The sequence below is a fragment of the Paenibacillus tritici genome, from assembly GCF_018207515.1.
In the GTDB taxonomy this organism is placed as follows: Bacteria; Bacillota; Bacilli; order Paenibacillales; family Paenibacillaceae; genus Paenibacillus_AQ; species Paenibacillus_AQ tritici.
In genome coordinates this window covers 3,654,251-3,676,625 of record NZ_CP073365.1, presented here as the reverse complement: position 1 = coordinate 3,676,625, position 22,375 = coordinate 3,654,251, and the positions used below count along the sequence as shown (strand labels likewise).

Below are 22,375 nucleotides of genomic sequence, written 5' to 3'. Positions count from 1 at the left end.
GCAGAAGATAATACTCATCCTTACATAAAGCGACCTCATGCGTTCACCATATCCAGCTTGTAGCCGATTCCCCGCACGGTACGGATCGTGAAATCGTTCTGGTATTCGCTGAACCGCTGGCGCAGGCGCTTGATATGCACATCCACCGTCCGCTCGTCCCCCTCGTAATCCGCCCCCCACACCAGCTCAATCAGCTCACCACGCGTGAACAGGCGTCCGGGATATTGGGCCAGCTGGGCCAGCAGCTCGAACTCTTTGACCGGCAGCAGCAGCACCTCAGTTCCGTCACTAATCTCGTAATTCTTCCGGTCAATCACCAGCGAGTTCAGGCGGATTCGATCGTCAGAGGCGATAGAATAGCGGCGGAACAATGCCTTAATGCGGAACAGCAGCTCCTCCGGCTCAAACGGCTTGGTTACATAATCATCCGTCCCGCTGAGGTATCCCTGCTCCTTGTCACTGAGCTGCTGGCGGGCCGTGAGCAGTATCACCGGGATATCATAGTTCTCCCTTATGTATGCACACAGCTCCAGGCCGTCCATATGGGGCATCATCACATCCACCACGGCCAGATCCACCGTCTGCTCCTTCATCCGTGCCGCCGCTTCCCGGCCATCCCCGGCTTCCACCGTATGATATCCCTCTCTCGTCAGCACATGCCGCAGCAGCGTACGGATATGAACATCGTCGTCGGCTACCAAAATCTTTTTCAACTACATACTCTCCCTCCGGCTTGCCTGATCAATGACATCATACTAGCAACAAAGCCACATGAAGACAATAGTAACTCCCTTGGCTTCACACCAGAAACGGAAGGATGCTGTCCTTCAGCGGGGTGACGGGTCTGCCCATCAGCCGCTCCAGATCCCCGGAGGTAGACGAAGTATCCAGCTTGCTCATAAAAGCATAGATCCAGTGCTGAATTCCGTCATCCTGACGGTGCACCACCGGCTTCCCGGCAACCTCTGTCAGAACTTCAGCCAGATCGTCAAAATCCCAGGTCTGCGGAGCGGTCAATTCATAGATATGGTTGCCTGCTCCATCTTCACCAAGTACAGCAGCAGTAGCAGCTAAGGCAAGGTCCCGGCGGCCAACCGAGTTGAACCTCCACTCTCCCGGCGCCGTAATCAGCTCTCCGCTGGAGAGCGCCTCCTTCAGTCCCAGCACCCCAACGAAATCAATATAAAGGGCATTGCGCAAAAAGGTATATTCCAACCCGGACTCCATAATCGCCTGTTCCGTCAGGGTATGCACATTATCCGGCTTGCCCGGATCGGATCTCCGCTGTGAGAAGGCAAAACCCGTATAGAGGATATGTCCGACCCCGCTTTGCACGGCCGCATCAATCACCCGTTTATGCTGAGCCAGACGAACATTATCATCCGTATGCGAGCTGGAGATCAGCAGGAGCCGTGTAATCCCGTCAAAAGCTTCATTCAGTGATTCCGGTACATCATAATCGGCAACCCGAACCCCGATACCCTGTTCTTGTAGAGGCGCCGCCTGTTCCAGCTTTCTTACTCCGGCAATCATCTGCCCCGCCGGGATACGTTCAAGCAAATACTCCATAATCAGAATCCCCAATTGCCCGGTGGCCCCCGTAATCATAATCGTCATAGTTGATATCTTCCTCTCCAATGTGCATATTGAAATACCTCTTCGTATACAAGCAACAATACTTCCAGCCGCCATTACAATACCGATCTTTCGACAAGCGGAACATTTCCAACACTGCTACACTCTGCTCAGCTTATTCAAAAGCCCCAGCAGCAGCCGCAGCTCCTCTTCCTCCAGCCGGTTCATGACAGCCGCAACCGCTTCCCGGTTCCCCGGCAACTGCTCCGTAAGCAGCCTTTGTCCAGCTCCGGTGATCGAAATCACCGTCTTGCGCCCATCCTGCGCGTGACCGGCCCGGGTAATATAGCCATCCTTCTCCAGCGGAGTCAGCAGGAGGCTGATATTCGCTTTGGTTACCCCGATTCTCTCTGCAAGCAGCGAAGGCAGGATCGTTCCTCCATGCTTCGCAATCTCAACCAGTATGCGGATTCTGGCCCCGTTGAGCCCTTGAGCCTGCCAGTATTTCTCGGAGACGGCTACGGCGCCTGCTGTCGCTCCTATCAAGGCGAAGAACGCCTCATTCGCAAGCGGCAGCTCCAGTACATACTTCTGTAAATCATCCATGGGTTATTGTCAGCTCCATTTAGTTAATAGCTTAACTATATTTACATCAAGCGTAGCTTATTTATCCGATATTGTCAAAAGAATGCGCACAACTTCCTCCACCAAGTGGAAACGGCTTTGGGTCCTTTTAAAGGACGGTACCGTTTCAGCGAGAAATAGAAGGACAAGTTATCGTGTGCAACATATAAATTCTTATATTTGCACCAAAAACCCCCTGACCTTCCCTGGGAAGACTAGAGGGTTTACGGTAACCAAATTTTCACGCCTATTCAGCAGCCGTCAGATCAACACAGGCTTCGCCGCAGGTGACACCGGTTCTTCGCCATAGCCCCTACTGCCTTCCAGCACAATTTCCAGCTTGATCAGCTCAGAGCGGCTGGCTAGCCGGATCGGCGGTCCCCAGGTTCCGTAGCCGGAAGAGACGATGACATGCAGCTTGTTTTTGAGCAGATATCCCCAGTCCAGTTCAAACAGGCGTCTGGTAATCCAGTGATTCGGAGCAATCTGCCCCCGGTGGGTATGTCCTGACAGCAGCACATCTACTCCAGCCTGTGAAGCAACCCCGAAGCCGGTCGGCTGATGATCCATCATAATAATGGGCTTGGTGCGGTCAACCCCTTCCAGTAGAGCATCCACACTGAGCCGCCCGCCCGCTTCCATCGCTTCGGCAGTCTTGTCCTTGCGCCCCACAACGTAGACGCCTGAGACTTCCACAACCTCATCCTGCAGCACCTGAATGCCGATATTCTTCATCACTTCGGTGTACTGTGCAATCGAACCGCCATAATACTCATGATTCCCCAGCACCGCGTAGACACCGTAACGTGCCTTAAGCAGCTTCAACTGCTGATCCATGCCATTGCGGATAAAAGGCTCAATACTATCATCCAGCACATCCCCCGCCAGCAGCACGATATCCGGGTTCATTGCGTTCATCTCCTTGACCATTCTGCGCAGATGGCGGTTGCCGACAATGTTGCCCAGATGCAGGTCTGAAGCTACAGCTACCGTAAGCGGTACACTGGTTCCGATGGATTTGTCAACATTCAGCCGATGACTTCTCACTACCGTACTCCAGGCATTACGTGAACCCCAGATCAGGAAAATCGCCAGCATTGCCAGCAAGGTAGCCCCAGCCTCGGTCACAAAAGCGGACAGTCCTACGCCAGCAAGCGCCAGCACTCCGTAGAGCAGATCAGTCAACGGCAGCATGATCACGGCGAACTCCATACAGGCCAAATAATAAGAGCCCGCTACCTTGAACAACCGGCCAACCGGTTTCAGCGCCTGCGGCAGCGGAATTCTGCCAATTAGATAAGAGAAGGAAATGACAAGAAATATAGACCAGTATACAGCAATATTCATCCCCGGCAGCCATTCCTGAAGCAATACCGACAGATGCCATCCAATATAGAAATTCACAAGTCCAAGTACAAGCAGCATGACCGCAGCCCCGGCCAGCATCCGCAAGTTTTTCACCCTATCCACTCCCTTAAGGTAAGTTTCTATACTATCTACTTCAGATCATAACACAAAGTATTCGGGAGGTATAAATTGTGCTGTGGAACTGGGATAAACCTGAGAATACAAGCGGGTATACGATGTGTGAGCGTGGAATTGCTGAGTTGACAGCAGAAGCAGGTCAATGGTAAGATTCAAAGCATATTTCTAATTAGGAGGATTATCATCTATGTTCTTTCCGGTCGTTTGGGAGTAGTGGCAATAAAAAAGCGGATTTTCATCCACAAGTGTGGGCTTTTTTTGAGCTGCTTCTTTTACGATTGAAGGACATAGAATTGCGATCCGTATAGCTTATTTAGGTTTTTTGGCTATGCCCGGTATCGCCGTGTTCTCTACCGTGATAAATGCAGATCTGAGGCCCGCATTGTGGACCTGGATCTGTATTTTTTATTGCCCACCAACCAGACGGACAATAAAAATACGGGGAGAATGATGAATGATGATCCAACAAAATTGGAAACGAAGTTTCTTTACAATATGGGCAGGACAGGCGGTTTCACTGATCACCAGCTCCGCTCTGCAAATGGCGATCATCTGGTATCTAACCGATACCACCGGATCTGCCATGGTTCTCTCGCTGGCCACAATGGCAGGCTTTTTACCTCAAGCTCTACTAGGAACCATCATTGGCGTATGGGTTGACCGTTGGAACCGGAAGCTGGTTATGATCGGCGCAGACCTGTTTATTGCAGCCGCAGGTGTAGCCTTGGCGGTAGTCGCCCTCACCATTGAGCTGCCGGTATGGGTCGTGATGATAGTACTGCTCATCCGCAGTGCCGGGTCAGCCTTTCACACTCCTGCTTTGAGTGCAGTCACGCCGCTGCTGGTCCCAGAGGATCAGCTAACGAAGTGCGCAGGTTATACCCAGTCGGTGCAATCAGCAAGCTATATTCTAAGTCCTGCCATCGGTGCTTTTATGTATGCGGCATGGGAACTGGAGATGATTATTGCCATTGATGTGCTGGGTGCATTGTTCGCCTGTGTCACTGTAGCGATGGTTCCTATTCCGAAGCCGGAGGCACAAGACCGAAGCGCTGCTAGCAACTTCTTCGAAGAAGCTAAGGCAGGCTACCTTGCGCTCAGAGCGTCGGCCGGATTATTTGCCTTGCTGTGGACCGGTGCGCTGTATGCGTTTATCTTTTTGCCAATCAATGCCTTGTTCCCGTTAATGAGTATGAGCTATTTCGGAGGCACGGCAGCCCATGCTTCTATCGTCGAAATCGTCTTTGCCGGCGGGATGCTGGCAGGCGGCTTAGTGCTCGGCGTGTGGGGCGGCTTCAAAAAGCGTGCGCTAAGTATTATTTGCTCTATTTCACTAATGGGGATAGCCTTATTCCTTGCCGGATTATTGCCGGTCCATAGCTTCGTTATCTTTGTGATATGCGGCGCGCTGATGGGCTTCTCCAGCCCTTTTTACAGCGGAGTACAGATGGCACTCATTCAAGAGCGAATTCCACCAGAGTTTTTGGGGCGCGTGTTTGGCTTGATAGGCAGTCTTACTTCCTTGGCCATGCCGGTTGGTTTGATCATGTCCGGTATTTTTGCGGATCGGATTGGAATTCATACGTGGTTTATGCTGTCAGGGGTCTGCATGATTGGAATTGCCCTTCTGTGCGTGTTGCTTCCGTCGATTCGTAATTTAGATAGGATAAATGACCACAGACGCTAAAATACATCTGCTGCTGGTGTCCCTGTTACATTAAGGGGCGCCAGCTTATAAGAACCTCTGCGGTCCAGACAACTCGTATGGCTACCAGCTACCTCACCCTCATCTATCTGCCCATTTATGGGGCATCCTGCCTACGATCTTCGCGCAGCACATTGTATTCGGTTTTCCGATTACATTCGGCCTATGCGGCGCTCCCAATCCAATTGTGTTCGGTTTTCCGATTACATTCGGCCTATGCGGCGCTCCCAATCCAATTGTGTTCGGTTTTCCGATTACATTTGGCCTACGCGGTGCTCCCAATCCAATTGTGTTCGGTTTTCCGATTACATTCGGCATTCTAGGTTCCTCATTTACTCATACGGCCTCCTCATTCAAAGAGCACTTCTCCCCACGCTATGCACCTCTTATCCACATCGGGCTGTAATATAATTTCCTATACTAGAGTAAAGGGCTGGTACAACCCAGCCCCTCCTCATCAAACCGTACGTGAGGTTTTCCCTCATACGGCTTTCCGATGTTTGTCATTCATGGGCATGCAGATTACAATAGCGTTTTTAGTCCACACTTATTGGCCATATACTTGACCTCCGGGAATGAGCTCATCCATCTCCTCCGTTGTCTCTTCTTTGCATACCACCGGGTAAATCGCTGCAGAATATACCAATCCAGCTTCGCTAACCTCTTTTGGCTGTAGTTCGTGTAATAGTAATTTCTCCATCCCTGAATCTTTGGGTTGAGCCATTCCACGTGTTCCTCAAACGATTTCCAGCGCATGCCAGGCGGTGCTAATCTGTCTTTGACCACGCCTCGGATGCGTTCCTCTGCCCTCTTCGTTAGCCACTGCTGAGTGGTATAGTACACCTTCCCTTGAGAGGTTTCTGCTTTCGTTTTTCGGTGGTGCATTCCTAAGAAGTCGAAGCCTTCGTCTCCTGTCCACAGACCTACAATGCGGGTTTTGGTCGGATGCAGCGTGAGTTCTAGACGTTCCATAATGGTGCGGATGAGTTCATACGCATGTTCTGCATCCTTTTTGGTTTTACAGACCACAACGAAGTCGTCTGCATACCTCGTCAGTTCTCCCAGCCCACTTCCGTGTTTCTCCCATAACCGGTCAAAGTAGTTCAAATAGATATTCGCCAGCAGTGGCGAGATGACACCACCTTGGGGTGTCCCTAGATCGGAGCGCCGTACCTTTCCTTCTTCCATCACTCCCGCATGAAGCCACTTCCGTATAAGCTTCAAAATCCGTCTGTCATTGATACGCATCTGTACCAATTTCATGAGTTTCTCTTGATTTATATTGTCGAAGTAACCTTGGATATCGACGTCGACTACCCAATTTCCTTTGCGGTTGCAGGCTTTCCGGATTCGTTCCAGTGCTCCTTTTGCACCTCGCTTCGGGCGAAATCCGAAGGAGACTTCTTTAAAATCTGCTTCAAAGATGGGTTCAATCACCAGTTTGGTTGCCATCTGTAGGACTCGGTCTCGTACCGTAGGGATGCCTAGTGGTCTTGGCTTCCCGTCTTTCTTCGGGATATAGTGCCGCCGTACGGGCTGCGGATGGTAGCTGCCTTCTTTCAATTCTCGCTCACAGCTTTTGAGAAATCTCGTGACTCCTTGTTTCTCGATTTCAACGAGCGTTACGGCATCCACTCCCGCAGCTCCCTTATTCGCTTTCACCCGTTTCCAGGCTTCGCATAGCACATCCCACCGGTAGACTTTGTCGTACAAGGCGTGGAATTTACGCTTGTTGTTCTCCTTGGCCGCATGACCTAGCTTTTCTTGGAGTTCTTGAACTTTTTCCTTGGGTGTCGTTAGCCGTTTGGCATTCACTCACTCGTACCTCCTCCAAAAGCGTAAACAAAGCAGGGCTCCTTCCCTCCCTAAGGTTATGTTGTCCTTAGGTTCTTCGGTACTATAAGCCCCTCGGACTCCCTTCCCACAGACGGTTCACTTCGTCTTCTGGACTTATAGAGCGTCTCTTTACGGGTTCCTAAAAAAAAAAAATTTTCCGTGTGGGGGAGGGTCTCCCCAGTTCACTGCATTATCTTTCAATCCATGCCGTTCCCATTACGCCGGAGGATTCTTCACTGCTGTTCCAAGTTCTGCACAGTTTCCTTGGCCTTCGTCCATAATAGCGGGACTCGGCTCCCTCTGTTCCCCTTTGCAGGGCCTTTTTGACGACGCGGCAGGATTCACTTGATGTTGCGGCCTGAATTGTTGCTCGCCCGGTCTCTGACCAGTACTTTTGTCGATGCGCTTTTACACACAGATTTCGCCATGTGCAAGCATCCTAGCTACAAAGGTAGCTTGGTCCCTCCTTTGGTTGGACTTTCACCAACTAGATAATGCGTGCCTCTGGGCACGCCCATCAAAAAAGAGCCCTATAGGCCCTTTTATGCTTCAAAGATTGCTTGTATCATCTTCAATCGGGTTTCGCTTAGCCGCTTCTCTGTACCATCCGGATGCAGCGGTTCTCCCCACAGGAAAGTTCTATAAACAACATCACAGTGTATGCAGCGGAAGGGCATCCGTTATATTGGGCATTGCATTTCTCTTCACAAGGAGTACTATGAATCTACCGGAGCATCAGCCAAATTCTATCCGAAGGAGTGCAACGCCATGTTCAGCAGAAAGAAATCCATCCCTCTGTTTACCCGAAAAATTAGCGGACCCGGCTGGACACTTCATCCCGCTCACCCTGTTACCTGGATCGTAGTGGGCGCCTTGCTGGGTGTCAGCATCTATGTCGCGTTCTCACGATAAATTCCACTCCACATTGTATCTGTACAGCTTGGAGGGACGGTGACCGGCATCCCGGGTGCTCTCCTCCGTCTCGATTACCCGTTCCGCAATCTTGCGGCGGAATGCGGCAGCGAGCAGGTCTTTGCCAAGGATGATCTCATATACGCGCTGAAGCTCGGATAAGGTGAACATCGGCGGCATCAGATTGAAGACGATGTCTGTATATTCAACTTTGCCGCGCAAGCGTTCGATCGCATACTGCACCATCAGCAGATGGTCAAAAGAAAAACACGAGCTGCGGACAATCTCGCGGTTCATCTGGCGGACATGCCCCTGAATGGTCTCCGTAAGCTTGACTACACCACTTAGCTTCTCCTCATCACTCTGCAAAGTAATCTCTACCAGCGTCTCCTGCCGGATGCCCTGCTCCAATACCTCGCGGCTGGTATCGAGTATGAGGTAAGACACCTCGAACCAGGCGGCTGCGGCGGCATCATCCCCTGCCTGTACGCTCAAGGCCTTGCGGTCAACCAGCGCCATATAGGAGCAGCTGATGACCCGCATCCGCGGATCACGGTGTACATCGCCCCAGGTATACAACTGCTCCATATAGATATTATCAATGTTCGTCTCACTATACAGCTCCCGGCGGGCTGCTTCTTCTACACTTTCGCCGATCCCCACGAACCCTCCAGGCAATGCCCATTCTCCCAGAAAAGGATGCTCTCCCCGCTGAATCAGCAGAAGCTGCAACGACTTCTCCGCCAGCTTGCGGTAGTTATTCTGCTCCTGCTCCATGACAGTGAAGATCAGCATATCAACGGCCACAGAAGGACGTTCATAGCTCCCTGCATTATAATTCTCCAGGAATTCCTCCTCGTTCAAGCCGTTATGATCAGTAGCCGGTTGATTTGGCATGGTATGCTCCTTCTTTTAGACAAATTAATAGGAATCTCTTGTTAATAACATAGTGTTATTATATACCTATAGCGTGAATGCCAGTCAAGTCCATGCCCAATTCAAGAACAATCGCTCTCAAAATTTGCACAAAAAAATCGCCTCACCCGAAAGCGAGGCAATTCTTCAATACTGCATGACTACATAGAATCACAACGGTTCAATATGGACAAGCACGGTCGATACGTGATGGCGGTCTTTGAGCTGATCTTCGATCTCCTCTGTAATATCATGACTCTGCACCACGTTCAGGCTGGAATCCACCAGCACGGTAGTATCCACCAGCACATTGTTGCCGTGAATCCGGGCTTTGATATCCTTGATCGACTCGACGCCTTCAATCTCTGCCACCGTCTGCTTCATCAGCTCCAGTCTGCCGGCATCGAAGCCGTCGGTCAGATCATGCGTAGCTTTGCGGAATATATCCCAAGCAGTCTTGCAGATCAACAATCCGACAATCGTTGCTGTGAGCGGATCTAACCAGGGGATGCCGAACTGTGAACCGATAATGCCGATGAAGGCGCCCATACTTACAAGCGCATCGGAACGGTTATCCTGCGCAACGGCATGCATGGCATTACTGTTCAGGCGGCGTGCAAGCTTGATATTGTACCTGTAGACTCCGATCATCACCACAGCACAGGCAGCTGCCGTCCATGCGGCAATCAGATCAGGAGTGTCCAGCGATGGCTGAATGAATTTGTTCACTCCCTGATAGAGCACTTGGAAGCCTACAGCAAGCATAATAAAAGAGGCGACCAGTGCGGCAACTGTCTCTGCTCTGAAATGACCATACCCGTGGTTGGAATCCGGGGGCCTGCGGGAAATTTTGAGCCCGGTCAATATGGCTAAGGAGGCAATAATATCGGTGCTGTTATTCAGCCCGTCAGCAAGCAAGGCCTGAGAGCCGGATATGGAGCCAATGAATAATTTGACGGCAGATAAGAGTATGTAAGTTAATAGACTTAGCCATGCTCCTTTTTCACTTTGTTTGATATCGCTGTAATTTTCCAAGAAAAAGGACCTCCAAAGAATAGTATTGTTCCATACTACACGCTGACACAAGGGTGGGTCTAGAGAAACAGTGTTGCCGGACAGCGTAAGAGTTAACCCTGCTAAATAGAGTTGGGAGGCCGGAAGTATGTTGCGGTCCGCTACATTCTTTGCCCTTGTTCAACATCGGATCTAATCTCCTACTGCCGGACAAGGTAACTTTTGCCTCCAGCCGTAGTCTAACTATAGAATGAACCTATGCCTACCGCTCGCGAAGCGGAGACCGTATTGCCGTCCTCGCACACAAATAAGCGGCTTCCCCTGTACAGGAGAACGCCGCTGAGATTGTAACTCGTGGATGAAGCCGGTTGCCACTTACTCTACCGGTGGTGTGAACGAACGGGCAGCGAATTCCGCATCCAGCATATAGAAGGCATTGCTGTCGGTTTCTATCCGTTTGAGCTTGGCGATAATGTTACTGAAGAGCGCTTCTTCTTCCACCTGCTCATCAATGAACCATTTCAGGAAATAGATCGTCGCATGCTCCCGTTCATCGAGGGCCAGATCCGCCAGATGATAGAATTTCTTCGTATTCTGCTGCTCATGGGCGAAGGCATGTTCAAACGCCTCGAGCATGGAGCTATATTCGTTGTTCGGCTCGGGCATGGCCGCAAGGGTAGCACGGTAGTCGCGGTCATTCAGGAATTTGTAAATCTTCATGGCATGGAACCGTTCCTCTTCAGCCTGTACCAGGAAGAAGTTGGCGAATCCGTCCAGGCTCTCACCGGAACAATACGCAGCCATAGCCACGTAGACATGAGCGGAATAGAATTCAAAATTCATTTGTTCATTAAGCGTGTTCATTAATTGCTCTTTCATTGACAGGTCACCTCATCCTATTCTATTGATTATGCATGATGCAGCATTTATGTAAGGTCTCGTACATTTTATCATTCTTACCAGTCAAACCGCAAACGAAAGGAAGATAACGTACAATGAAATGGTTCAGCCTTAGCAAAATAAAAATGAATCCGGCCCGCCGTTCCCTCACCCTGCTTGCCGCTTCCGCCTGCCTGCTTCTGGCAAGCGGCTGTGACGGGAAGGGCAATTCGGCCCCGGCTGGCACAGGTGCTGCTCAGGCAGTGGAGTCACCTTCAGCCTCACCATTAGCGTCAGCCCTACCCTCAGCGTCAGTCTCACCCACAGTTTCAGCCCTACCCTCACCCTCCGTATCCGAACCTGCTGGGACAGACACTCCGGACCCTATCTCCATGAAGCTCGCCGGAATGACGCTGGAGGAGAAGATCGGTCAAATGCTGCTGGTCGGCATCCAAGGCAAGACCGCCGGAACTGAAGCCAAACAGATGATTGCCGAGGATAAGATAGGCGGAATCATCCTCTATTCCAGTAATGTCGGCAGTCTGAAGGAGCTGGTCCAGCTTACCAACGCCTTGAAGCAGAGTAACGAAGGCAATCCTGCTCCGCTGTTCATGAGTATTGACCAGGAAGGAGGCAAGGTCAGCCGCCTTCCCGCTGACTATGCAGCCTTTCCGTCGAACGCTGCAGTCGGAGCCGCAGATGATGCAGATGCAGCCGGAACTATGGGCGAGCTGCTGGCCCGGGCGGTGAAGTCCTCCGGCTTCAATATGGATTTCGCGCCGGTCCTCGACATCAACAGCAACCCGGATAACCCGGTCATCGGTAACCGTTCCTTCGGCAATCGTGCAGATCTGGTCACCCGGCTTGGGCTTGCCGAGATGAAGGGCCTGGAGCGTGAAGGCGTGATCCCCGTCGTCAAGCATTATCCGGGCCATGGCGACACCTCTGTAGACTCTCACCTGGAGCTGCCGGTCATCAACAAGACAGAGACGCAGCTTGCCCGTCTGGAATGGCTGCCGTTCCAGGCTGCGATTAAGGAGAAGGCGGATGCCGTGATGGTAGCCCACATTCTGTATCCGAAGCTCGACCCGGACAGACCCGCCTCCTTATCCCAAGTAATCATCGGCCAGCAGTTACGCGGACAGATGGGATATGACGGGGTTGTGATTACGGATGATCTGACGATGGGCGCTATTGTCAAGAACTACAGCCTCCCTGCTGCCGCAGTTGACACCGTACTGGCCGGAAGTGACATCCTCCTGGTCGCTCATGAGTACAAGAACGAACAGGCCGTGCGGACCGCACTGCTGGACAGCGTCAAGAGCGGCATGATTTCTGAATCACGGATTGATGAGAGTGTCTACCGGATTCTGGCGCTGAAGGCCAAATATGAACTGTCAGACCAGCCGATTCCCGTGCCTGATCTTACCGGACTTAACAGCGACATCCAAACCTGGCGCAAGCCGTTTCAACAGAACAAGTAGTCCTTAAAGACTACTTGTTCTGCTGAAACTTACCGTCCTTAACGATTCATATACTTTGGGGAAGCTGAGCTTAGCCCTTTGTGTAGTAGCCTGCGGGGAGAGCCAACAGAGTTGGAAAAAAGGCACTTAATTCTGCCGAAACCGTGCGCTATCGGGAAGCAGTTGGAAAAAGTACATTTAATTCGCCGAGCCCCATGAATTTCAGCAGAATCTGGTCTTATTAAGTGTTGTTTATCCAACTACTGAAAGGAATTGTCGGTAGCCACCAGAAATTAGATGTACTATTTCCACTTAGACCATCCGCCGCGCTCCGCCTGTAAATTCCATTCAACTGGAAACGGCTTTGCCGTCCTTTTAAAGTATGGTACCGTTTCAGCGAGAAATAGAAGGACAAGTTACCGAGTGCAACCTATAATTTCCGTATTAAAAAAGCCCCAAACCCGGCAATAGACCAGGTTTGGGGCTTTCTACGACTTGTAGCTATCCACTGTTTGCGGCTATCCACTATGCTATACTACTGCAGAACTACGGTATCTCCTGCCTTCAGTCCGGACAGCACTTCCGTTTTGTCTGTTGTTTCCATACCGATCTTAATCTCTTTCCGTTCATACTTGCCGTTCCCCTTGTCCACCATCACAAAGGCCTGTTCACCTTCACGGATAACAGCGATATTGGATACGACTACCGCCTTCTCTTTGCGCGAGGTCTCGACGTCTCCGCTTAGGCTAAGGCCGCCCATCAAATGCTCGTCCGGCTGCATGGAGATGACCACCTCGAATTGCGGAAGCTGGCCGGCTGTGTTCTGTCCTGTCGTGGTGGTAGCAAATTTAGCTACTTCGGTCACCTCTCCGTTCAGGATCAGGTCCTTCACCGCAGTCATCTTCACTTTAACCTTCATGCCTTTTTTGATGCGGAAGATATCCTGCTCCCCGACCTGTGCTATGAACTCTACCTTGTTCGTGTCCACGATCTTGCCGATGTACTGATTATCGGTTACCGTCTGCGGACGTTCAGTGCTGCTGTCAAACAGGAAGATGCCGTTCTCCGGTGCGTGATACACGGCCGTGCCCAGCTTCGCCTTCTTCTCCGACAGCTCCTTGGCTTGAATCTCGGCAGTCACCTGATTCAGCTCGTCGTTCAGACGCGCCGTCTCCTGAGCGGCCAAGGCCTTCAGCCGTTCCGCTTCCGTACCGGCCGGAGTCGCACTATCATCCTCCTGCTGGCTGACAAAAGCGTTCAGCTCTCCCTCCAGCTTCGCCTTGCGGGCGGTTGCCTCTGCCGTGGCAATCTCATTACGGAGTGTGCTCTGATCCAGGGTGAAGAGCACCTGGCCCTTCTTCACCTGTGCCCCGTTCTCCACCTTCCAGGCAGTCACCTTGGAAGCAAAGGGCGCATACACCAGCGTCTCCTTCTGGTATTGCGATCTGCCTTTGATCTGCACTGAGCTGGTTAACGTCTCTTCCGTTACCGGGAAGCTGATTACCTGCATCGGTTCAGGCGGGAGATCAGCGGTATCTTCAGCCTTGAAGAATTTGGTATATCCGAAATAACCGGCCGTTCCGATAATACCTAAGATTATGATCCATTTCAGGCTCTTCTTTAGAGTCCTCTTCATCATTTCGGCTTCCTTTCTAGCTTAGGGTTAGTCTCGTTTAATAGCAGTTAATGCATCGGTTCTGGAGGCGCTGATCGCCGGGTAAATCCCCGACAATACACCAGTCATAATGGCAAAGGACATCCCGATCGGCAGATTCATAGTTGGAATGAAGAAATTCATCCCCTCCCCTGCACTGCCTACCAGCTTGTTGAGCCCCATCATAATGAGGTAGGAGAATGCAACACCCAGAATTCCGCCCAGCAGTCCAAGAAGCGCAGCTTCTGTAATGAACATATTGCGGATCTGCCCCATGTTCGCTCCCAGCACTTTCATGATCCCAATCTGCCGGCGGCGCTGATGTGTCGACATGGTCATAGCCACAATGATGGAGATCGAAGCGATCACCAGGATGAACACGCCGATTCCAAGTGCAGCCATCTTAATCATGTCGAATTGTTCCTTCAGCATCTCCTGCTGGTACAGATTATCTTGAGCGTTCAGGGACAGCTTCTGAAGCATCTGCTCCACCGACTTGATGTTCGCCACATCGTCTACTTTGACCGTAAGCGAGTTGTAGGTTCCTTCCGGCGGGAGATTGACCACACTGGTGGTGGAATTATCGAAGGTCAGCTCCTTGGCCAGCTGCTGGGCAGTCTCCGGCGACATATACATAGTCTGGTCAAAAGAGGCCCGCTGATCATCCATTCCCTTAGGACTTGCCAGAATGCCGCCGACCTGGAGGGGCGAGCTAAGCCTGATTGTCTGTGAAGTAGAACTGGAATCCTGAGCCTGAATCTGGACCTGCTTACGGTACAATTCTGTCGGCACCGTGGACAATTTCTCATACTGCTCGTACAGCTCGGGGTTATACGGCCCGCTGCTCATCTGCTCGAACAGCTTCTGCCGGGTCTCCTGGTCGATCAGGCCCAGCGTAGCCCCGTGATTGAGCACTATCGTTCCTATCTGGTCGTTCGCCCCGCCCTGCTTGAACTTATGATCATAGGCTGTCAGCTTCTGGAGATCAGTCACCACAATCTTCACATCCGCGATCTTGTTGTCTACCGTTACCATCTGGAAATATCCGACCTCCTGAAAAGGCGAAGCCGCCTTCACATGGTTCAGCCCGCGGATAATCTCCAGCTTCTGATCGGTCAGCTTGCCCTGATCGAGGTTCTCGTCTCCCCCTCCCGATACACTGCTACCGTTACCGCCTGCGCTCTGTCCGCCTGCCGACGGAATTCCTCCGCCCGGCGAGACCATAATCTCATCCATTTTGAAATTCTGATTCACCTGTTCAGTCACATAGACCTGAGCAGACTGGCCCACACTCAAGGCTACGATAATGGCTGCGCAGCCGATCGAAATCCCGGTCATACAGAGACCGGTAACCACCTTGCGCCGTTTGACCTGTTCCCAGGCCATCCGTGAAATATCTCTGATCTTCACGGCTTCCCTCCCTCTGCAGGATCAGCTTCCGCAGCGGTCTGGTGTTCAGGTTCCTCAGCCGGCGGATCTTCATCCGCTGCTGCTGTCTGCGGCTCTACAGCTTCCTGTTCAGCTCCTGCAGCTAATTGTTCTTCGACCTCTACCATGGTCTGCGGTTCAGCTTCCTCAGCGATTTGCTCTTCACCCTGTACCTCTGTCTTCAGCTCAAGCTGCGGTTCTATTTGCGGTTCTATTTGCGGCTCTGTCTGTACTTGCGGTTCTCTCTGCGATTCAGTAATCAGGAAGCCATCCTTGAGCGTAAAAATCCGCTGCATTTGTTCAGCCACCTTGTATTCATGGGTAACCACAATAAACGTGGTCTTCATCGTACGGTTCAGATTCAGCAGAATGCTGATAATCTCCTCTTCGGTCTTGGAATCCAGGTTCCCCGTCGGCTCATCTGCGAAGATGACCGATGGCTCTGTGATCAGCGACCGGGCAATACTGACCCGCTGCTGCTGTCCCCCGGAGAGCTGCGAGGGGAATAAATCCGCCTTGTCGGGAATCCCCACCTGCTCCAGCAGCGCAAGCGCCTTCGCCTTGCGGGCCCTGGGAGAGACCGACTGGAAGACCAGCGGCAGCTCCACATTCTCACGGACCGTGAGGCTTGTAATCAGCTCATAGGCCTGAAAGATAAACCCGATATTCTTCCGCCGGAACTCGGCAAGCTTATTCTCGCCCATCTTCACAATGTCTTTGTCGGCAATATAGATATGACCTTCCGTAGGCTTCATCAAGCCGGCCATCAGATTAAGAAGCGTCGACTTGCCGGACCCCGAACTGCCCAGCAGTGCAACCATCTCCCCCTCTTTGACGGCAAAATTGATTTTATGAAGAACGGAGGTCCATTCATTACCGCTTTTGTACGAATGCGTAATATCTTCAACACGCAACATGGAAGCTGCTCCTTTTTTTAACCGTAATATTAAGTAGAGCGAATGACGATTATTCCTCTGTTTTTTTCGGAACCACATTAGTGACTCCAAAGGCCTGGCTGCCCAGCATCAGACGTTCTCCCTGGAATTCATCATAAAAGGTTAGCTTATAAGCGCCGCCGTCCATCGTCTTGTACACGGGTCTGCTGAGGGAGAAGGAATACTGGTTGTTCGTCCCTTCAATCAGATCTGTGCCCAGTGTAAGGACCTTCTCGGTAGCGATGCCGAACGGATCGGTAATCTGCAGAATCAGCTTATGCTCCAGAACGCCTGCATCGTATAGGTTATCCTTCCTCAGGCTGTAGTTCATAGTAATATCCAAGGTATCCGATGACTTCATCCGCTTCCCTTCAGAGGTCAGAACAGAAATCGTATAAGGATATACTACTGTTGATTCCAGTGTATTCTTCGGTACGTTAGCCTGCGGATTCAGCTGCAGCGCTGCAACATTGACGAATCCGGTAGCTTCCTCCTTGGCCTCGATAAGCTTGCCTTCTTTGATACCGGCACCGAGATAGAGCGAGATCTCCGCGAGGTCCGTAGCCTTAGGAACCTTGGCCCATAGGACCACGAGCTGCTTGGCACCCGGAGACGCGCTGTTCTCCGACTGGCTGGTGCCTGCTTCGAAATACTGGCCGTCCTTGGTCTTATAGTAAGCCTGCAGACGGGCCATTTTGCTCTGTCTCTTCTCCTCGCTGCTCAGATAGAGCTCTGTGTATACCAGATTGTGGCTTTCGCCTTGATAGATCGTTGTCCGGTTCTCCTGCACACTTGCCGTTTTACCTTTTCCGCTAACCTTGTAGCTCTCGCCCGGGGCAATGGTCGGGATACTGTTGATGGAATTATTCACACTGACATCCAGGAACGGAACGGTTTCTGTATTCTGTGTACCGTTCAGGGCAATCCGCATATCCCGGAAATCAGACGTATAGGCGATTTTGCCGAGTACGTACACTTCCATCGACTTACCGGGAGCCAGGACCAAAGATTCCTTGTTGTCCATGAACAGCTCCGTAGTCACGGGCAGGCTCTCATTGTTCAGCTTAATGGTGCCCTTCAGCTCCGGCAGCGTAAGAGATACATCCTGGGTATTGGTGATTCTCAGCCGGGCAGCTAAGATATCATCGTCTTTCCAAGGGTAGCGCTGCAGGGATTGAACACTGTATGAGAAGGAACCGTAAGAATTCGTGCTCAAGTACTCCTGGCCGGTCATTACCTCAGTCCGAAGCGCGTAAGGAATGACGAAGTAGGCTACAGGGAAAATCATCTTAGTGGTCGTGGTCACAGGACTTGCCGGAGCCGGAGCCGGAGTTCCCGGACTTTCCGGAGTACCGGTAGTTCCCCCTCCCTCACTGGTCCCGGATGTATCAGGCCCGCTTATAGTGTCCGCGCCTACCGACTCGATCATCATGAGCTGCAGCCCGGACTGATCCACTTCAAGCGGTACACGGACGGTCAGCGGAATGATTTTGGTCTCCAGCGGTTTGAGCGTTAATCCGCTTAAGCTCTTTGAATTCACGGGGAAGGTTTTGCCTTTCACTGACTTGACAGCCAGCTCATAGCTTGGCATGGTTACGGCTTTGTTGCCCGTGTTCTTGAGCTGCATCTGGAACGTCCATACCGCGTCCGCATCCTTTGAATACACATTGGCGTTGCGGAGCAGCGTGTCAACCGTATTGCTGTTTACAATGATTTTTTTGACCACACCGCTGCCTACTACCAGATTAGGCGTGGTTGCTGCGGGGAGCTTATAAGAGGATCTCGGCAGCTCCAGCTTCGAGGTTTCATCCTTCTGTGTGAATTGCAGCTTCATATTGTCTGTCTTGAGATAGGCCGGGATTTCGGCCAGATAATAGATGCTCCGCTTCTCCTGCGGCTGAATCTTGTAATCCGTCTGCGTGCCGCTTAGTGCCAATTCAAAGGAAGTGCCGCTTGAAGACACCAGATACGCCGAATAACCCGGATCACTGAGGACTTTATTGCCTTTGTTAGTCAGGCTGAGTCCTACTTTGGCATAGACCTTGCCGCTGTATTTATAGAGCTGCAGGGAGTCTGCGCTTGCTGTGACCGGAATGTCGTTCATGGCAGTATTAAGGCTCGTTCCCGCCGCAGCCGCAGTAGAATAATTAGCAGGTACTGCAAAAGAACCCGTCTGCTTCAGATATCCCTTAGTCTTGGCATCCCAGACGAGCATCGAGATTTTGATCCCCTGCAAGGAGGAAGCCTGTCCCACGTTGACATAGTAGGTAACGCTCAGCGTTTCTTTGGCGCCGACTTTTTTCTTCAGGGCATCCGCACCTACGGGATTACCCGGAAGCACAGAGCCTCCCGGCGTGACTACGCGTGAGAAATAATGCATCAGACTCGCGCTTGCGTTCCCGGAATTCGTATATTTAAGGGTGTAGGACAAGACGTTCCCGCTGGTCTGGCTCCAGATGTTGACATTCTCCAGTACCGCAGTCACTCCGGCTCCCATTGGAACAGGCTTGAACTTGAATGCCGCCGCCGGAGCGGATACGGCCGGGGTCTTCGTGGCTCCGGCTGCGTCTGCGGCCGGTGCAGCTATACTTCCAGCCAGTTGTCCGGCTACCAGCGTGCTTACCAGCAGAGCTGCATATGTAACTCTATACTTTCTCATTTATTTCCCTCCAGATGTATTTACTAGAAATAGTATAGTTGGTCGGCGCGTGGAATTTGTATCCACTTTGTAACCCTTCGCTTCCATTTGTAACCTTTTCCCTATAAACAGGATAAGCACCGCCCAAAACCAGCCGGAAATGTAACAAAGTTTGTTAATACTAGGTCCTAATATACGATGATTTCAGGAGTTGAAGGACCGTCTGTATTGATTCGGCGGCATTCCCTCGAGCTGTCTGAATACCTTGATGAAATAACTGGACTGCTGAAAACCGCACAGCAAAGCAATGTCTGCAACGGATTGTCCGGTGGAGGCCAGCAGCAGCTTGGCGCGGGCCATCCGGCAGTCGCTTAAATACCGGTTCGGCGTCTTCCCCATAATACTGCGGAACAGACGGAGGAAATGGTAGCTGCTGTAACCGGCGAGCCGGGCCATAGACTCCAGCGTCCAGGGCCGCTCACACTCGCTGTATATCCTGTCGGCTGTGAGCCGGATGGAGTGTCTGATCTCCAGCGGAACAGAGCCCTGCAGCGGTTCGGAGTTCTGCATCAGCGTGACCAGAATCTCATAGAGCAGCGTGGACAGGCGGGGTTCACTCCGGGTCTCATAGCTTGCGCTAAGCCGGTACATCTCCTCGAAGAGCGTATCATAGCCGGTGCCGGGATCGAACGTAAAGAAGTAACCGCGCGACTGGTCCGCCTCCTCCAGCATAGGCAGGGGGATTGCCGTGGCGAAGTGCATCCAGCGTACATCCCAGGCCTGACCGGGATCAGAGCCGTATTGCTGATAAGCTCCCGGGGGAAAAAGAAATCCGCTGCCCCGCTTCATCGAAATCCGTTCTCCTCCCTGAAACACATACCCCTCTCCGCCAAAAATCATATGGAGATTATAGCTGTTCAGGAATCCCTCGCTTCTGCGCTCTGCGTGTTCCGGGAAGTCGCTGTAATGCCCCAGCATCTCCGGATAACATACATAATGGGCATAAGCGGGCTGTGGCAGCACCCAGTGTTTTCTCATATGACTCCCCCTCTTCTATCCGCTGTGAATCAAGCACGCAATATAATAATATAATAGCAATATTCTGTTATATAAGTGGATACACTGCTGATAATACAATAGATTAGTATCAAAGATAAAGCATATATTTACACTTTGGAGGTTACTATGAAGAAACCTGTTGCAGCAGAACGATTTGAACTCGGCGTCTGCTATTATCCAGAACACTGGCCTGAATCCATGTGGGCTGACGATTACCGGCGTATGGTTGAAACCGGATTCACCGTGGTGCGTCTGGGTGAATTTGCGTGGTCTATTTTTGAACCCGAAGAAGGCGAGTTTCAGTATGAACTGTTCGACCGTGCGATAGATTTGGCACACAGCCACGGGCTGAAGGTCATTCTGGGAACCCCTACGGCCACTCCGCCTGCCTGGCTTACGGAGCAGTACCCTGAGGCCTTAAATGTTACTTATGAGGGAGTGACGCTCCAGCACGGCATGCGTCGCCATTACAATTACAGCAGTCCCAAGTACCGCGAGCTCTGTGCCAGAATTGTAACCAAGCTTGCTGAGCATTACGCCAATCATCCCGGTGTGGTTGGCTGGCAGATTGATAACGAGCTGAACTGTGAGATCAATGTGTTCTACTCAGAGAGCGATCATCTGGCCTTCCGCTCCTGGCTTCAGGACAGATATGTCACACTGGACAAGCTGAATGAAGCCTGGGGCACGGTGTTCTGGAACCAGACCTACACCCGCTGGTCGCAGGTCTGCCTTACCCGCCCTACGCCTTCGCCCAACCAGCCGAATCCGCATCAGGCCCTGGATGAGAAGCGCTTTATCTCAGATAACACCATCTCCTTCGCCAAGATTCAGGCCGATATCCTCCGGGAGAAGGCGCCGGACCAGTGGGTTACCACCAACGGTCTGTTCGGACATCTGGACAGCCACGAGCTGACGGAGGATCATTTAGATTTCTTCAGCTATGATTCCTATCCGCAATTCTCCACCATCAGCGCCGATCCGGCAGAAGTGAATCCGATGCTCGACCGTGGCTGGGGGCTGTCGCTGTCGGCCGTACGTTCGGTCAGCAGCAACTTCTGTGTCATGGAACAGCAGTCTGGCCCGGGGGGCTGGGTGAACCGGATGGATATGCCTTCACCGAAGCCGGGACAGATGCGGCTGTGGACTTACCAGTCTATCGCACACGGGGCTGACATGCTGCTCTATTTCCGCTGGCGGACAGCCACGATGGGCAATGAGATTTATTGGCATGGCTTGAATGACTATCACAACCAGCCTAACCGGCGGGTGAAGGAAGCGGAGCAGATCGGCCAGGAGCTGGCACAGATTGGCCCTGCCTTCATCGGCAGCCGCACTCAGGCAAGCATTGCCATCCTGCGTGATTATGACAACGAATGGGACGGGGAATATGATGTCTGGCATGGCCCGTTCATGTGGCAGAGCAACAAGGAATGGTTCAAGGCGCTCCAGCGGAAGCATATTCCTAACGATGTCCTCTATATGCGCAGCAACACAACGCTTGCAGAGCTTGCACGCTACGAGGTGCTGGTCTATCCGCATCCGGCGATTATGAGCGACGATACAGCGGCGCTGCTGGATCAGTACGTGCAGCAAGGCGGGAAGCTGATCTTCGGCTGCCGCACCGGCTACAAGGATACCCGCGGACAATGTTATATGCGGCCTTTTCCCGGGGCAGCGCAGGAGATGTGCGGTGTAACTGTTGAAGAATTCACGATGGTCAAAGGCACCCGTCTCCCAACCTCGATCCGCTGGAATCATGATCCTGAAGCGCTCACCGGTGCAGATGCCTTCAATGATATCCTGCATGTGGAAGAGGACAGCGTGGAGATCATGGGTACCTATGCTACCGATCACTATGCCGGCAAACCGGCGGTAACCCGCAATATCCGCGGCCAAGGTGAAGTCTGGTATTACGGGGCGGTATTCAACGAAGCGGCTGTGCTGCAGATCATCGGCAGCCTGGGTCTGGCCTCCCCTGCCGCAGACTGGGCGGAATTACCTGCCGGGGTAGAATTGCAGATCCGAGCCACTGGCGGGGACACCTCCACCGGAGTCACTTTCTTGCTCAACTACAGTGAAGAACCGGCACAGATTGTGCTGAAGGAATCCAAGACGGACCTGTTAAGCGGACAGACTCTTTCGGGAAGCTATGCGATGGAAGGCTTCGGCGTTCTGGTTCTGCAATAGAGAAGATCAGATGAACCCACAAGGGTTCCGCTGCCGCAGATTGCTCTGTGGACAGCGGAACCC

Annotated in this window: 16 protein-coding genes and 1 pseudogene; 4 read left to right on the top strand and 13 right to left on the bottom strand. The window is 52.0% G+C overall.

The features are described 5' to 3' along the window. Nucleotides 1–35 precede the first annotated feature (35 nt). The 4 genes from KDC22_RS15750 to KDC22_RS15735 all read right to left on the bottom strand — a co-directional run bounded on the left by KDC22_RS15750 (nucleotide 36) and on the right by KDC22_RS15735 (nucleotide 3,660). A complete protein-coding gene (locus tag KDC22_RS15750; protein WP_211723735.1) occupies nucleotides 36–713 on the bottom strand; it encodes a response regulator transcription factor in 678 nt (225 codons plus the stop codon). An 85-nt stretch (nucleotides 714–798) separates the two neighbouring features. Continuing rightward, nucleotides 799–1,617, bottom strand: a complete 819-nt coding sequence (locus KDC22_RS15745) for an NmrA family NAD(P)-binding protein (protein WP_211723734.1) — start codon at nucleotides 1,615–1,617, stop codon at nucleotides 799–801. A 117-nt stretch (nucleotides 1,618–1,734) separates the two neighbouring features. Then, a complete protein-coding gene (locus tag KDC22_RS15740) occupies nucleotides 1,735–2,181 on the bottom strand; it encodes a MarR family winged helix-turn-helix transcriptional regulator (RefSeq protein WP_211723733.1) in 447 nt (148 codons plus the stop codon). Between the two features lie 279 nt (nucleotides 2,182–2,460). Continuing rightward, on the bottom strand, nucleotides 2,461–3,660 hold the full coding sequence (locus tag KDC22_RS15735) for a metallophosphoesterase (protein WP_246553605.1): 1,200 nt from the start codon (nucleotides 3,658–3,660) through the stop codon (nucleotides 2,461–2,463). A 478-nt stretch (nucleotides 3,661–4,138) separates the two neighbouring features. Here KDC22_RS15735 and KDC22_RS15730 point away from each other — a divergent pair, with 478 nt between their 5' ends. Beyond that, nucleotides 4,139–5,371 carry an MFS transporter gene (locus KDC22_RS15730; protein WP_425517042.1) on the top strand — a complete coding sequence of 411 codons (1,233 nt, stop codon included), beginning with the start codon at nucleotides 4,139–4,141 and terminating at the stop codon, nucleotides 5,369–5,371. A 540-nt stretch (nucleotides 5,372–5,911) separates the two neighbouring features. On the opposite strand, the gene ltrA is transcribed toward KDC22_RS15730, so the two are convergent. Beyond that, complete coding sequence (ltrA, locus tag KDC22_RS15725) at nucleotides 5,912–7,204, bottom strand: group II intron reverse transcriptase/maturase (protein WP_211721745.1); 1,293 nt, start codon at nucleotides 7,202–7,204, stop codon at nucleotides 5,912–5,914. A gap of 789 nt (nucleotides 7,205–7,993) precedes the next feature. Between ltrA and KDC22_RS15720 the strand changes: the two genes are divergently transcribed. Continuing rightward, complete coding sequence (locus KDC22_RS15720; protein WP_211723732.1) at nucleotides 7,994–8,137, top strand: hypothetical protein; 144 nt, start codon at nucleotides 7,994–7,996, stop codon at nucleotides 8,135–8,137. Here KDC22_RS15720 and KDC22_RS15715 read toward each other — a convergent pair. The 3 genes from KDC22_RS15715 to KDC22_RS15705 form a co-directional block, all read right to left on the bottom strand. Continuing rightward, nucleotides 8,129–9,034, bottom strand: a complete 906-nt coding sequence (locus KDC22_RS15715) for an NUDIX hydrolase (RefSeq protein WP_211723731.1) — start codon at nucleotides 9,032–9,034, stop codon at nucleotides 8,129–8,131. The two genes, KDC22_RS15720 and KDC22_RS15715, sit on opposite strands and share 9 nt — an antisense overlap. A gap of 189 nt (nucleotides 9,035–9,223) precedes the next feature. Then, nucleotides 9,224–10,087, bottom strand: coding sequence for a cation diffusion facilitator family transporter (locus KDC22_RS15710; RefSeq protein WP_173127119.1), 864 nt, complete (start codon nucleotides 10,085–10,087; stop codon nucleotides 9,224–9,226). A gap of 354 nt (nucleotides 10,088–10,441) precedes the next feature. Continuing rightward, a complete protein-coding gene (locus KDC22_RS15705; RefSeq protein WP_173127115.1) occupies nucleotides 10,442–10,945 on the bottom strand; it encodes a ferritin in 504 nt (167 codons plus the stop codon). Nucleotides 10,946–11,061: 116 nt separating this feature from the next. Between KDC22_RS15705 and nagZ the strand changes: the two genes are divergently transcribed. Beyond that, a complete protein-coding gene (gene nagZ, locus KDC22_RS15700) occupies nucleotides 11,062–12,429 on the top strand; it encodes a beta-N-acetylhexosaminidase (protein ID WP_246553604.1) in 1,368 nt (455 codons plus the stop codon). Between the two features lie 514 nt (nucleotides 12,430–12,943). Here nagZ and KDC22_RS15695 read toward each other — a convergent pair. The 5 genes and pseudogenes from KDC22_RS15695 to KDC22_RS15675 all read right to left on the bottom strand — a co-directional run bounded on the left by KDC22_RS15695 (nucleotide 12,944) and on the right by KDC22_RS15675 (nucleotide 20,101). Next, nucleotides 12,944–14,047, bottom strand: coding sequence for an efflux RND transporter periplasmic adaptor subunit (locus tag KDC22_RS15695; protein WP_246553602.1), 1,104 nt, complete (start codon nucleotides 14,045–14,047; stop codon nucleotides 12,944–12,946). A gap of 24 nt (nucleotides 14,048–14,071) precedes the next feature. Next, nucleotides 14,072–15,472, bottom strand: coding sequence for an ABC transporter permease (locus KDC22_RS15690; protein ID WP_211723730.1), 1,401 nt, complete (start codon nucleotides 15,470–15,472; stop codon nucleotides 14,072–14,074). A gap of 269 nt (nucleotides 15,473–15,741) precedes the next feature. Further along, nucleotides 15,742–16,407 (bottom strand): annotated as a pseudogene (locus tag KDC22_RS15685) (ABC transporter ATP-binding protein); the annotation flags it as partial. Between the two features lie 49 nt (nucleotides 16,408–16,456). Then, nucleotides 16,457–19,084, bottom strand: coding sequence for a hypothetical protein (locus tag KDC22_RS15680; protein ID WP_211723729.1), 2,628 nt, complete (start codon nucleotides 19,082–19,084; stop codon nucleotides 16,457–16,459). A gap of 183 nt (nucleotides 19,085–19,267) precedes the next feature. Further along, complete coding sequence (locus tag KDC22_RS15675; protein WP_211723728.1) at nucleotides 19,268–20,101, bottom strand: helix-turn-helix transcriptional regulator; 834 nt, start codon at nucleotides 20,099–20,101, stop codon at nucleotides 19,268–19,270. Nucleotides 20,102–20,248: 147 nt separating this feature from the next. Between KDC22_RS15675 and KDC22_RS15670 the strand changes: the two genes are divergently transcribed. After that, nucleotides 20,249–22,312 (top strand): beta-galactosidase, encoded by a 2,064-nt coding sequence (locus KDC22_RS15670; RefSeq protein ID WP_211723727.1) that lies wholly within the window; start codon nucleotides 20,249–20,251, stop codon nucleotides 22,310–22,312. The last annotated feature ends 63 nt before the right edge of the window (nucleotides 22,313–22,375 follow it).